This window comes from Bacteroides sp. D55t1_190419_B8 (assembly GCF_015558905.1).
Lineage (GTDB): Bacteria > Bacteroidota > Bacteroidia > Bacteroidales > Bacteroidaceae > Bacteroides > Bacteroides vicugnae.
This window is the reverse complement of sequence record NZ_JADMOU010000003.1, coordinates 205,822-218,405: the sequence shown is the minus strand read 5'-3', so window position 1 is coordinate 218,405 and position 12,584 is coordinate 205,822. Positions and strand designations below refer to the sequence as shown.

Genomic DNA, 12,584 nt, shown 5'->3' with positions numbered 1-12,584 from the left:
CAATTTTTAATCTTTAATTTTTAATGAAGCGTAAGCGTCACCGTCTGTCCTTTCTTTACAATCGTTCCGTTGGCTATCGACTGGCTTTTTACTTTGCCCACGCCGACCAGGTTGACTTTCAATCCTTTGCTTTCCAACAAGTACACAGCGTCTTTCGCTCCCATACCTATCACACTGGGTACAAAATTCTGCATATTGCTCCGGCTTTCAAGAACTACAGCTTGTGGGGCAGAATGGGTATTTCCCCAAACTTCTTTGCCCGAATCAGCAATTTTGCCTTGTACATTAATCTGCAGCTCTTCCAATACCCGTTGCGCTTCGCGCATCTCTCCGGCTTTTACATTCGGAATGACTACGGAATTAGTATCAATCGCATTGGTCAGCGGTAACCGCAGGTCTTTGGCATACACCCTTTCTGCAATCTTGCTGAACACACTACCTGCCATCAAACCTCCCGAAGCCGGTAATCCCGGTTTCTGGATAGAGACAATCATGCTATATTTAGGCGCTTCTGACGGGAAATATCCGCAAAAACTAACCAGATAATTCGTTCTTCCCGTTTTGTATCCGGCTGCTCCCTGTGAGATCTGCGCCGTTCCTGTTTTTCCTGAAACGTGGAACTGCTTGCTTCCCGCAGGTTTGGCAAGTCCTTCACCGACCACTTTCCGGAGAATCTCACGGATCTGTGCCAAAGTCTTATCCGAACAAATCTTGGGATTGATCACTTCTGTCGGATATTCTTTCACGATTTCCCCATCTTTCACGGCAGCTCTGACAAACTTCGGACGTACGGTGACTCCATTGTTGGCTATCCCATTATAGAATGTGAGAATATTGATCGGCGGAACCTGTGTCTCGTAGCCGATACTCATCCACGGCAAAGTTGTCTTTGCAAAATAACGTTCTTTCGGACCGCGTATATTCGGTTTTCCTTCTCCCGAAATTTGCAGGTGTAACGGTTGGTCGATACTCATCCGTTTCAATCCGTCTACAAATTTCTGCGGGTTGCTGCCGTAGAAATGGTCTATTATATAAGAGGTACCGACGTTGGACGACACTCCCAGGATTTCTGTGACAGTCAGTTTTCCGTATCCTCCGCGATGCCAGTTGTGGTCTTTCATGACACGTCCGTACATCGGCATCTGTCCGTTACCGGTGTCTACCACATAGTCCGGAGTGATCTTTCCGTCTTCAAGAGCTACCATGATAGAGGCAGTTTTGAAAGTAGACCCCGGCTCAAGCATATCGCTGATGGCATTGTTGCGCATTTCGTAGTATTCACCATCTTTGCCTTGCATCATGTTGACGATGGCTTTCACCTCTCCGGTAGCTACTTCCATCAATACCACCACACCCACACTGGCATTCAACTCTTTTAGTTTATCCACCAACGCTTTCTCGCAAATATCCTGCATACCTACGTCGATAGTACTAATCAGATCGCAACCGTCAACCGGCGGCACATCGACAATGTTCAGGTATTTGTTCATCACTTTCTGGCGGTGTGTCAATCCGTCCCGTCCTTTCAGGATGGTGTCGAAAGCAAGCTCGATACCATTTCTCGCTCCTTTGGCTGTGTCTGCATACACGTCTCCCAATGTACGGGCAGCCAGTGAACCGAACGGTTTCTTACGCTGATTGTAAGCCTGTTCTTTGAATCCGCCTTTATACCGGTTCAAACAGAACACAGGTAGTCTCTTTACCTCTTTATATTGTATATAGGAGATACGTTTCGGATAAATCAGATAATTGCGGCTTTTTGCCTGGCGTCCTTTTTTGAGATGTGCCTTGAATTGTGCCACGCTCTTGTCCGGGAATATCTTGTGAAGTCCGATACAGATAGAATCCATGTTCGCGTTGAGGATAGAATCACGTCGTGCCTGATCTTTCTGCCTGCGTTTTTCATCTTTTTCACCAGACATAAAGTCCATATATATTCTGTATTCGGGCAGAGAACTGGCCATTAGTTTACCGTCAGAAGAAATAATGTTTCCACGATTGGGTTTCACCGTCACATTTTCTTTTACGAAACGATCAGCCACATCCTGCCAGTATTGTCGTTCGGCAAACATGGTGATGCCCGCTTTTACAACAATAGCTACTCCTATCAACGCCATCAACAGGATGACGAAGAAGTAACGGGTCATTATGTTCTTTTTATTAACTGCCACAGCGCCTTTCTTTTTTAACTATCATTTATCAACTATCCACTCTCACTTATTTAATAAGGTAGGGAGGATTCGTCGATGTCTGCAAATCGCTTTCCTTACTTGATATATAATCTTCAATGCGCGACTGGCGGCTCTTTTCCATTAGCTCCGAACTGCGTGTCAGCGCGTCATATTTAATATCTGTCAATTCTTTTTTCAGCCGGTCTATTTCGATCTGCTGTTGTTGACTGGCATAGCGATTATGAATATAGAAGATGATAAATACCATGATAAGTACCAGCAACTTCGTTTGACGGCGGAAAAAATCGGTAGCCAGAATGTCTCCACCCAGAATACTCTTCAGTGAGGTACGTTTTTTCTTCTTGCCCTCTTCTGCTTTCTTATTTACTACTTCTTCTTCCATATCTTTTTACTTCTTTTCTGCAATTCGTAATTTGGCACTTCTCGACCGCGGGTTTCGTTCTATTTCTGCTTCGTCGGGAACGATTACCTTATTGTTGACAAGGCGGAAAGGTGTTTGCAGATTGCCGAAGAAGTCGGTTTCCGCTTTTCCTTCTACATTGCCTGTCTTCATGATGTTTTTCACCATACGATCTTCCAACGAATGATAGGTGATAACTACCAGTCTGCCGCCCGGCTTTAATGCCTCCGTAGCAGCCTGCAACATCTCCTTCAATGCTTCCATCTCTTGATTTACTTCAATTCGCAGTGCCTGGAACACTTTTGCCAACTCTTTCTTTTCGCGTTCACGACCGAAAAGCGGTTTGATGATTTCCAAAAATTCACCGATGGTCCGGATATACTGTCCGCTTCTGGCTTTAACGATGACAGAAGCCAGTTTGCGGCTATTCTTTAGTTCTCCATACAGGTAGAGGATGTTTGCAAGGCGTTCTTCATCATAAGTATTCACGATATCTGCTGCTGTCATTCCGGCACGCTTGTTCATGCGCATATCCAGTGCCCCGTCAAAACGGAAGGAGAAGCCACGCTCGCTATCGTCGAAATGATGGGAAGATACGCCGAGGTCGGCCAGAATCGCATCTACCTGCTCGATGTCGTGATAACGCAGGAAGTTGTGCAGATAGCGGAAGTTACTGCGCACGAAGATGAAATGAGTATCGTTGACAATGTTCCGTTCAGCGTCCTCGTCCTGGTCGAAACCCAGCAGACGTCCGCCTTCTCCGAGCCGTGAAAGGATCTCGCGCGAATGTCCCGCTCCTCCGAATGTGACGTCTACATACGTTCCATCCGGTTGGATATTCATACCGTCAACGCTTTCTTTCAGCAATACAGGTACGTGATATGTCAATTCATCTTTCTCCATCTTGTCTATTATCATCGTTCATAATTTCTTCTAATGCTGCACCGAACTCTTTGGGTGACATGAAAGGCTGTTCTGCCCGTTCTTTCGCCCAGATCTCTATCTTGTTGTCGATGCCGATAAAGCGGATATCCCCATGGATACTGCAAATCTGTAAATACCGTTTCGGAATTAATATGCGCCCATTGCTATCAGGTGTCACTATTTCAACGTCGCTCACGAATTGCCTGAAAATAAGTTGGTGTTTGCTATTCCATTTGTTAAGTCTACTACGTAGCTCGTTCAACTCCTCGTTCCACACGCTCTCGGGGTACAGGGTTAAACAGTCCTGAAATACGTCTTTACGCATAATAAGCCTCTCTTCAGAAGCGGCTTGTAATTGCTTCCTGAAGGTGGCGGGTATGAACACCCTTCCTTTGGCGTCCGCCCTGGCTTCAATATTTCCTAAAAAACGTATCATTACCTTATTATAATAAGCGACCGTAAAAGTATGAAATTCCCCACAATTCCCCACAACTTTCCATAAAAAACTTTCAGAGAAGTTTTCAACAGAATGTTAAATGTCTATTTGCTTGAAAATGATGTGCCTTCGAGAATGCTTTACTGGTGGGGAGCTTGTGCCCGCAGAACGAAAAAAATGTCTGTATAGGTAAAATTTGATAATATAGAGAAAAGAGTTTTATTTCTATGCAATAATAAATAGACTGACACCCGGGTCTCGGTACTCCCAACACCCGGGTCTCGGCATGCCTGACATCCGGGTGCCGGTGTGTCTGACACCCGGGTGTCGGACAACTAATCTTTGCAATAAAAGAAAAGGCAGAATATACCGGAGTATTTCTGCCTTTTAATCATTATCAAAACTAAAAATCTGTATTAAAGAAATATGTGACTCAAAATCACTGAGTTTTATATAGTTAAGGTTTAGCGGAAGTCTTTCAATTCTTCCTGTAATTTCTGGCGCGTGAAGAAAATACGGCTTTTCACTGTACCCAACGGCAGGTTCAATTTTTCCGCAATTTCACGGTATTTGAATCCTGAAACGTGCATCGCGAACGGGACCCTGTATTCTTTGGGGAGTTTGTTGACTACACGGTGCATCTCTTTCAGGTCGTATGCTCTTTCTGTATTTTCAGAACTTCCGTCCTGTGGCAAATTCAGATGATAAAGATTGTCAGTCTGGTCGATGAATGTCTGGTCGCGGACTACCTTGCGGTAGTTGTTTATGAATATATTGCGCATGATGGTATACATCCATCCTTTGAAATTTGTATCAGGGGTATATTTATCTTCATTATCTAATGCTTTTAATGATGTCTCCTGCAACAAATCGTTTGCTTCTTCACGGTCAGTTGTCAGTTTATAAGCGAAGCGTAGTAATTCATCTTGTACTCCTACTAAATCTTTTCTGAAGCTTAAACTTTTCATAATGTGTTGCTTTTTAAAGGTGAATATTCGTTTGTTATTTTCGATGTTGCAAGTTTACATGAATTTCTGAAACCCGGTAGGGGAAAAACAGACGTTTTTTTACCCGAAAACTATCCGCGGATAGTTTTTAGGTCATTTTTGATAGTTTTTGGGTGGTGTTTTTTTATCTTCTGAACTTAAATCCTGCATTTTCTACCAAATTATTGCGATTAATAAAAAAGAACCGTTAATTTTGTGCCATCATTTTTATTTGAAAAGAATGACTGATGACTCTTTATTTTTGATCGATGTCGATAAGATACTTCGGACAAAGGCTCCGAAGCGTTATAAGTACGTCCCTAAGTTCGTGATTTCTTACTTGAAGAAAATTATTCATCAGGATGAAATTAATGTATTCCTGAATGAGTCGAAGGATAAACTGGGAGTGGACTTTCTGGAAGCGTGTATGGATTTTCTGGATGCGAAAGTGGATGTAAAAGGCATTGAGAATTTGCCTAAGGATGGTCTGTACACTTTTGTTTCCAATCATCCGCTGGGCGGACAGGATGGTGTTGCGCTTGGTTATGTGTTAGGAAAACATTATGATGGGAAAGTGAAATACCTGGTGAATGATTTGTTGATGAATCTACGCGGGCTGGCTCCCCTTTGCATACCTATTAATAAAACCGGCAAGCAAGCAAAGGATTTCCCGAAGATGGTGGAAGCCGGATTCCATTCCGACGATCAGTTGATTATGTTTCCTGCCGGACTGTGTTCGCGCCGTCACAATGGAGTCATTCGTGACGTGGAATGGAAAAAGACATTTGTAGTAAAGAGCATACAAACAAAACGTGATGTAATACCCGTGCATTTTGGGGGTAGGAATTCTGACTTCTTTTACAATCTGGCAAATGTTTGCAAGGCACTGGGCATTAAGTTTAACATTGCTATGTTGTATCTTGCGGATGAAATGTTTAAGAATCGCCACAAAACTTTTACTGTCACTTTTGGAAAGCCCATACCCTGGCAGACTTTTGATAAATCGAAAACTCCTGCGCAGTGGGCTGAATACGTAAAGGATATTGTTTATAAACTGTAACTGATAGAACAACTATAACAAGGAATATGGAAGAGATTATTAAACCGGTAAGCAAAGAACTGCTAAAAGCAGAATTGACGGAAGACAGGCGCTTACGAATGACGAATAAGAGTAATAATCAGATTTATATTATTACTCATCAGAATGCTCCTAATGTAATGAGAGAGATTGGTCGTTTGCGTGAGATAGCTTTCCGTGCTGCTGGTGGAGGTACAGGTCTGTCAATGGATATCGATGAATACGACACGATGGAACACCCCTATAAGCAGTTGATTGTATGGAATCCGGAAGCGGAAGAAATTCTGGGTGGTTACCGGTATTTGCTAGGTACGGACGTGCGTTTTGATGAAAAAGGTGCTCCGATTCTGGCTACTTCCCATATGTTTCATTTTTCTGATGCTTTTATTAAAGAATACTTGCCGCAGACAATTGAATTGGGGCGTTCGTTCGTTACGCTTGAATATCAGTCTACCCGTGCCGGAAGCAAAGGTTTGTTTGCCTTAGATAACTTGTGGGATGGATTGGGAGCGTTGACCGTGGTTATGCCGAATGTGAAATATTTCTTTGGTAAAGTGACCATGTATCCGAGCTATCATCGTCGTGGGCGTGATATGATTCTTCATTTCCTTAAGAAGCATTTTTATGACAAAGAGAAACTTGTCACCCCGATCGAGCCTCTGAAACTTGAAACTTCCGAGGCAGAGCTGAAATCTCTCTTCTGCAAGCATTCTTTCAAGGAAGACTATAAAATATTGAATTGTGAAATCCGTAAACTGGGGTATAATATACCTCCGTTGGTAAATGCATATATGAGCCTAAGCCCTACGATGCGTATGTTCGGAACAGCTATCAATTATGAATTCGGCGATGTGGAAGAAACCGGTATTCTGATTGCTGTAGACGAAATTCTCGAGGATAAACGGATTCGACACATCCAGACGTTTATTGAAAGCCATCCGGATGCGTTGAGATTGTCTTCTTGTGGAGGGGAAGAAGTGTTTACTCCTAAAGTGGTTACACCGCAGGCAGACTGTTCCCGTTAATTTTACGATAAAGATCAAGAGCAAAGACATCGGTCATTCCAGATATATAGTCAAGTACCGCCTGTATTCTTTCATAGAGTACGGGCGATTTTATATTGTATTGGCTGGAAACCCGGTCGATCAGGAGTTTGGAATAAGCCTTTTCGGGTGAAGTTACGGCATCTATCATCAATTCTAGTAAGGTGCTGATGATGCGGAACCCCGCCAGCTCGATGTCCAGTACATCCCGTGAACGGTAGATTTTGTTGATAGATACTTCGACGCTGTGTTTATAGGCTGCTGCCGGACGCTCGGCTATGCGCTTGATTAGTGATCCTTCGAACGTGCCGGACAGTATTTCTTGTTCATGATCTAAAAAGACACGGGTACACTCCCGGATTAATAAACCGATGACGGAAGAACGCAGGTAGGCGATTTGCTCGTTGACATCGTTGACGATCAGGAATGTTTTCCGGAGATGTTCCTGTCGTTCTTCGCTGAAATAGGCCATTAATAGCTCCTTGGTTTCTTCTGTGGTGAGAATCTTCAGTTTATATGCATCCTCAATATCCATCATCTGATAGCAAATGTCGTCTGCTGCTTCAACCAAATAAACTAACGGGTGGCGCGCATACTTCAAAGGATGTTCGTTGAGCAATATCAGTCCTAATTCTGTTGCAATTTTGTGGAAGCTTTCTTCTTCGCTGACGAAAAAGCCAAACTTGGATTTTGTTCCTGCAAGGCTCGATGAAAAGGGGTATTTTACAATAGAAGCCAAGGTGGTGTATGTTAGAACGAATCCGCCTTTGCGACGTCCCTCGAACTGATGTGTAAGTATCCGGAAGGCATTTGCATTTCCTTCAAAATGTGTCAAATCTTCCCATTCCATCGGAGAAAGTTGCTCTCCGTCGGGCTGTTTCTCTTTCAGACGGACTCCTTTCCCTTCAGAGAAAAAAGTGGAAATGGCCTTTTCGCCTGAATGACCGAAAGGCGGGTTGCCCAAATCGTGTGCCAGACAAGCGGCTGAAACGATAGAGCCGATCTCCGGCAGGAAAGAATCCTGAAGTTCCGGATGACGTTCCAGAAGTGCTTTGGCAACATCGTCCCCGAGTGAACGACCGACGCTGGCGACTTCGAGACTGTGCGTAAGGCGGTTGTGTACAAAAACGCTGCCCGGTAGGGGGAATACTTGCGTTTTGTTCTGTAATCTGCGGAAAGGAGCCGAAAAAATAAGACGGTCATAGTCCCGTTGGAATTCGGATCGGTTTTCCTGTCGTTCCTCATGGAATTCTTCCATTCCGAAACGTTTCGCTGATATTAATTGGTTCCAATTCATCATTTTATTTACGATTTGACTATATTTACTATTTACAATTTAGGGAACGGTACATTATTTAACTGCAAACTTAACTATTTTTCAGTTCAAAATGTGTATTTTCGCCCGTTAAATAGTAAACATGCATTTATGAATATTCAAGTTATCAATAAATCGAAGCATCCGCTTCCGGCTTATGCCACTGAATTGTCTGCAGGAATGGATATCCGTGCTAATCTTTCTGAACCTATCACACTGGAACCGTTGCAACGTTGTCTGGTGCCGACAGGACTGTATATCGCCTTGCCGAAGGGATTTGAGGCACAGGTTCGTCCACGTAGCGGACTGGCAATCAAGAAAGGGATTACGGTGCTCAATTCTCCGGGTACGATTGATGCGGATTATCGTGGGGAAGTTTGTATCATTTTAGTCAATCTCTCCTCTGAAACGTTTGTGATTGAAGACGGTGAACGTATCGCGCAGATGGTGATAGCGAAGCACGAACAGCCTGCATGGCAGGAAGTAGAGGTGCTGGATGAAACAGAACGGGGAGCCGGTGGTTTCGGACATACCGGAGTATGATGAATGCTTAATGGAGAAAATAGAATGAAGATAAAAATAGGATGGCTGTTCGTGACGGTATTGATGCTCACTTCGTGTGGGGGAATCCGGTCTGTGCGTACAGCAAAAACAACAGCGAAAGCAGATGGAGCTTCTTTGATGAAGGAAACATGGCTTTCTGCTGAACAACAGCGTAAATATGACTACTTCTTCTTGGAAGCCATGCGGATGAAAGGAAAGAATGAGTATGATGCGGCATTTGGATTGCTACAGCATTGTCTGGATATCAACCCCACTGCTTCTTCTGCGCTTTATGAAATATCGCAATATTATATGTTCCTTCGCCAGGTGCCGCAAGGTCAGGCTGCTCTGGAGCAGGCAGTGGCTTTTGCGCCTGATAACTATTGGTATAGTCAGGGATTGGTCAGTCTGTATCAGCAACAAAATGAATTGGATAAGGCTGCGGCTTTGCTTGAGAAGATGGTCACCCGTTTCCCGTCGAAACAGGACCCTTTGTTCAGCCTTCTTGATATTTACAGTCGCCAGGAGAAGTATAATGATGTCATTTCCACATTGAACCGTTTAGAGAAACGTCTGGGTAAGAATGAGCAGCTGTCTATGGAGAAATTCCGGATTTATCTTCAGATGAAAGATGATAAGAAGGCATTTCAGGAAATAGAAAGTCTGGTACAGGAATATCCGATGGATATGCGTTATCAGGTGATCCTGGGAGATGTATATCTTCAGAATGGGAAAAAGCAGGAAGCTTATGATGTATACCAGAAAGTTCTGGCTGTAGAACCTGATAATCCGATGGCTCTTTTCTCGATGGCTTCTTATTATGAACAGACCGGTCAGAAAGAATTGTATCAACAGCAACTGGATACGTTGTTATTGAACAAAAAGGTGACTTCTGATACTAAAATCAGTGTCATGAGACAGGTGATTGCGGAAAATGAACAGTCATCCGCTAAAGATAGCACTCAGGTGATTGAGTTGTTTGACCGGATGATGAAGCAGGATATGGATGATCCGCAGATACCGATGCTTTATTCTCAATACCTGTTGTCGAAGAATATGGAACAGGAAGCTGTGCCGGTATTGGAGCAGGTGGTTGATCTGGATCCTACTAATAAGGCTGCCCGTTTGATGCTGGTCAGTGCGGCGGTGAAGAAGGAAGATTACAAGCAAATTATCAAGGTCTGCGAACCGGGCATTGAAGCCACTCCGGATGCGTTGGAGCTTTATTATTATCTGGCTATCGCTTATCATCAGGCAGAACAGGGAGATAGTGTATTGAGTGTTTGTAATAGAGCATTGGAACATATATCTCCTGATACGAGGAAAGAAGTCGTTTCAGATTTTTATTCTATCATGGGGGATATTTATCATACCAAGAAACAGATGGCGGAGGCTTATGCTGCTTACGATTCGGCTTTGGTATATAATCCTTCCAATATTGGCGCATTAAATAATTATGCTTATTATCTGTCTGTGGAACGTCGTGATTTGGACAAAGCGGAGGAGATGAGTTACAAAACGGTGAAAGCTGAACCTAATAATTCAACCTATCTCGACACTTATGCCTGGATTCTTTTCGAAAAGGGAAACTATGCCGAAGCCCGTATCTACATTGATAATGCGATGAAGAACGATGGTGAGAAAAGTGATGTGATTGTGGAGCATTGCGGAGATATTTATTTTATGACCGGTGATGTGGAAGGTGCGTTGAAATACTGGAAGAAGGCACTGGAAATGGGTAGCGAGTCGAAGATGTTGAAACAGAAAATAGAAAAGAAGAAATATATTGCGGAATGAAAAGAATAGTTTATCTATTGTTGGTGGTGGTAGTGTTGGCAGGCTGTAAGAGTTCGAAGCATTTAGCGACCTCGGAAACTAAGACTTCGACAAAGACGCAGACCTCCAGTTATTTGGCTTCCAAGCTTCAATTGACCATTCCCGGTAAGAAGGGGAGTATGTCTGTAGGGGGAACCCTAAAAATGAAAACTCATGAGCGGGTACAAATCTCCTTATTGATGCCTATTCTCCGTACGGAAGTGGCACGTATAGAAGTAACTCCCGACGAAGTGCTGCTTGTAGACCGGATGAATAAACGCTTCGTTCGTGCAACAAAGGCTGAATTGAAGAATGTGTTATCAAAGAACGTGGAATTCTCCCGTTTGGAAAAGATATTGATGGATGCTTCTCTTCCTGGCGGAAAGACAGAACTGACAGGAAAGGATATAGGAATCCCCTCATTGGAAAAGGCTAAAGTTCAACTTTATGAGTTTTCGACACAGGAGTTTTCAATGACTCCGACGGAACTGACGTCTAAGTATAACCAAATTCCTTTGGAAGAATTAGTAAAAATGCTGGTAGCTTTATTATGATGAAACGTTTCTTTGTTATTCTAATCAGTTGCCTTTGGTTGGCAGTTCCTCTTTTCGCTCAATCGAACAAGTTGATTCGTGAGCTGGAAAGTAAACGCGGCACGCTGCAAAAACAGATTGCCGAATCGGAATCTATATTGAAGAATACAAAGAAAGATGTGGGAAGCCAGTTGAACAGCTTGGCTGTGTTGACGGGGCAGATTGAAGAACGGAAACGCTATATCATGGCTATAAACAATGATGTGGAAGCTATCCAGCGTGAACTGGCGTCATTGGAACGTCAGTTGAGAGGGTTGGAGAAGGATTTGAAAGATAAAAAGAAGAAATATGAAGCTTCTGTCCAGTACTTGTATAAGAATAAGTCGATAGAGGAGAAGCTGATGTTTATTTTTTCGGCAAAGAACTTGGGACAGACTTACCGCCGTATGCGCTATGTCCGTGAATATGCTACTTATCAACGTCTGCAAGGGGAGGAAATCCTGAAGAAACAAGAACAGATACGCAAGAAGAAAGCGGAACGGCAACAGGTGAAAGCTGCCAAGGAGAGCCTGCTGCAGGAACGCGAGAGCGAAAAGGTCAAGCTGGAGGAACAGGAAAAGGAGAAGCGTACGTTGGTGACTAATCTGCAAAAGAAACAGAAAGGATTGCAGAATGAGATTAATAAAAAACGCAGGGAAGCCAATCAACTGAATGCCCGTATTGATAAATTAATTGCGGAAGAAATAGAACGTGCCCGTAAGCGTGCACAGGAAGAAGCCCGTCGTGAAGCCGCTGCACGTAAGAAAGAGGAAAGTAAGGAGGGGAAATCCACTGCAACGGAAGCGGCTGCGAAATCGAAACCTCTTGATGCTTATACCATGAGCAAGGCGGATCGGGAATTATCGGGTAACTTTGCTGCTAACCGCGGAAAACTGCCAATGCCTATATCCGGAGCTTATATCATTACCAGCCGTTACGGGCAATATGCTGTAGAGGGCTTACGCAACGTGAAACTGGATAACAAGGGTATTGATATTCAGGGAAGACCGGGTGCACAGGCACGTGCCATTTTTGATGGAAAGGTGGCGGCTGTATTCCAATTGAACGGATTATTTAACGTTCTCATTCGTCATGGTGATTATATTTCTGTTTATTGCAATCTTTCTTCTGCCTCCATTAAGGCTGGTGATACGGTGAAGACGAAGCAGTCTATCGGCCAGGTCTTTTCCGACGCTACGGATAATGGGCGGACGGTATTGCATTTCCAGTTGCGCAGGGAGAAAGAAAAGCTGAACCCTGAACCTTGGCTGAATCGATAA

12 protein-coding genes are annotated in these 12,584 nt (G+C 43.7%); 6 read left to right on the top strand and 6 right to left on the bottom strand.

The genetic code is table 11. The features are described from left to right. Positions 1-20: 20 nt before the first annotated feature. The 5 genes from I2I13_RS04330 to I2I13_RS04310 form a co-directional block, all read right to left on the bottom strand. On the bottom strand, positions 21-2,147 hold the full coding sequence (locus tag I2I13_RS04330) for a penicillin-binding protein (RefSeq protein ID WP_195648970.1): 2,127 nt from the start codon (positions 2,145-2,147) through the stop codon (positions 21-23). A 70-nt stretch (positions 2,148-2,217) separates the two neighbouring features. Continuing rightward, positions 2,218-2,574 (bottom strand): FtsL-like putative cell division protein, encoded by a 357-nt coding sequence (locus tag I2I13_RS04325; RefSeq protein WP_148364150.1) that lies wholly within the window; start codon positions 2,572-2,574, stop codon positions 2,218-2,220. Positions 2,575-2,580: 6 nt separating this feature from the next. Further along, positions 2,581-3,495 (bottom strand): 16S rRNA (cytosine(1402)-N(4))-methyltransferase RsmH, encoded by a 915-nt coding sequence (rsmH, locus tag I2I13_RS04320; RefSeq protein WP_148364255.1) that lies wholly within the window; start codon positions 3,493-3,495, stop codon positions 2,581-2,583. Next, on the bottom strand, positions 3,482-3,952 hold the full coding sequence (mraZ, locus tag I2I13_RS04315; RefSeq protein WP_195648969.1) for a division/cell wall cluster transcriptional repressor MraZ: 471 nt from the start codon (positions 3,950-3,952) through the stop codon (positions 3,482-3,484). Before mraZ ends, rsmH begins: the two co-directional genes overlap by 14 nt. Positions 3,953-4,416: 464 nt before the next feature. Beyond that, a complete protein-coding gene (locus tag I2I13_RS04310) occupies positions 4,417-4,920 on the bottom strand; it encodes an RNA polymerase sigma factor (RefSeq protein ID WP_004298201.1) in 504 nt (167 codons plus the stop codon). A 259-nt stretch (positions 4,921-5,179) separates the two neighbouring features. Here I2I13_RS04310 and I2I13_RS04305 point away from each other — a divergent pair, with 259 nt between their 5' ends. Together I2I13_RS04305 and I2I13_RS04300 are read left to right on the top strand one after the other, a co-directional pair. Next, the gene (locus tag I2I13_RS04305; protein ID WP_148364149.1) at positions 5,180-5,998 is read left to right on the top strand and encodes a 1-acyl-sn-glycerol-3-phosphate acyltransferase; all 819 of its coding nucleotides are present in this window, start codon (positions 5,180-5,182) and stop codon (positions 5,996-5,998) included. A gap of 26 nt (positions 5,999-6,024) precedes the next feature. Beyond that, on the top strand, positions 6,025-7,041 hold the full coding sequence (locus tag I2I13_RS04300) for a GNAT family N-acetyltransferase (protein WP_148364148.1): 1,017 nt from the start codon (positions 6,025-6,027) through the stop codon (positions 7,039-7,041). On the opposite strand, the gene I2I13_RS04295 is transcribed toward I2I13_RS04300, so the two are convergent. Next, positions 7,013-8,359, bottom strand: coding sequence for a deoxyguanosinetriphosphate triphosphohydrolase (locus tag I2I13_RS04295; protein ID WP_148364147.1), 1,347 nt, complete (start codon positions 8,357-8,359; stop codon positions 7,013-7,015). The two genes, I2I13_RS04300 and I2I13_RS04295, sit on opposite strands and share 29 nt — an antisense overlap. Before the next feature lie 126 nt (positions 8,360-8,485). Here I2I13_RS04295 and dut point away from each other — a divergent pair, with 126 nt between their 5' ends. Genes dut through I2I13_RS04275 form a run of 4 tightly spaced genes read left to right on the top strand, consistent with a single transcriptional unit; the run spans position 8,486 to position 12,584 of the window. After that, positions 8,486-8,917, top strand: coding sequence for a dUTP diphosphatase (gene dut / locus I2I13_RS04290; protein ID WP_004307331.1), 432 nt, complete (start codon positions 8,486-8,488; stop codon positions 8,915-8,917). Between the two features lie 24 nt (positions 8,918-8,941). Beyond that, positions 8,942-10,714 (top strand): tetratricopeptide repeat protein, encoded by a 1,773-nt coding sequence (locus I2I13_RS04285; RefSeq protein WP_195648900.1) that lies wholly within the window; start codon positions 8,942-8,944, stop codon positions 10,712-10,714. Further along, positions 10,711-11,286, top strand: coding sequence for a DUF4292 domain-containing protein (locus I2I13_RS04280; RefSeq protein ID WP_148364145.1), 576 nt, complete (start codon positions 10,711-10,713; stop codon positions 11,284-11,286). The genes I2I13_RS04285 and I2I13_RS04280 overlap by 4 nt, the downstream gene beginning before the upstream one ends. Then, the gene (locus I2I13_RS04275) at positions 11,283-12,584 is read left to right on the top strand and encodes a murein hydrolase activator EnvC (protein WP_195648899.1); all 1,302 of its coding nucleotides are present in this window, start codon (positions 11,283-11,285) and stop codon (positions 12,582-12,584) included. Before I2I13_RS04280 ends, I2I13_RS04275 begins: the two co-directional genes overlap by 4 nt.

Excerpts from the sequence above, each read along its gene's own strand:
- I2I13_RS04330 (WP_195648970.1), bottom strand. The coding sequence starts at position 2,147 with ATGACCCGTTACTTCTTCGTCATCCTGTTGATGGCGTTGATAGGAGTA.
- I2I13_RS04325 (WP_148364150.1), bottom strand. The coding sequence starts at position 2,574 with ATGGAAGAAGAAGTAGTAAATAAGAAAGCAGAAGAGGGCAAGAAGAAA.
- rsmH (WP_148364255.1), bottom strand. The coding sequence starts at position 3,495 with ATGGAGAAAGATGAATTGACATATCACGTACCTGTATTGCTGAAAGAA.
- mraZ (WP_195648969.1), bottom strand. The coding sequence starts at position 3,952 with ATGATACGTTTTTTAGGAAATATTGAAGCCAGGGCGGACGCCAAAGGA.
- I2I13_RS04310 (WP_004298201.1), bottom strand. The coding sequence starts at position 4,920 with ATGAAAAGTTTAAGCTTCAGAAAAGATTTAGTAGGAGTACAAGATGAA.
- I2I13_RS04305 (WP_148364149.1), top strand. The coding sequence starts at position 5,180 with ATGACTGATGACTCTTTATTTTTGATCGATGTCGATAAGATACTTCGG.
- I2I13_RS04300 (WP_148364148.1), top strand. The coding sequence starts at position 6,025 with ATGGAAGAGATTATTAAACCGGTAAGCAAAGAACTGCTAAAAGCAGAA.
- I2I13_RS04295 (WP_148364147.1), bottom strand. The coding sequence starts at position 8,359 with ATGATGAATTGGAACCAATTAATATCAGCGAAACGTTTCGGAATGGAA.
- dut (WP_004307331.1), top strand. The coding sequence starts at position 8,486 with ATGAATATTCAAGTTATCAATAAATCGAAGCATCCGCTTCCGGCTTAT.
- I2I13_RS04285 (WP_195648900.1), top strand. The coding sequence starts at position 8,942 with ATGAAGATAAAAATAGGATGGCTGTTCGTGACGGTATTGATGCTCACT.
- I2I13_RS04280 (WP_148364145.1), top strand. The coding sequence starts at position 10,711 with ATGAAAAGAATAGTTTATCTATTGTTGGTGGTGGTAGTGTTGGCAGGC.
- I2I13_RS04275 (WP_195648899.1), top strand. The coding sequence starts at position 11,283 with ATGATGAAACGTTTCTTTGTTATTCTAATCAGTTGCCTTTGGTTGGCA.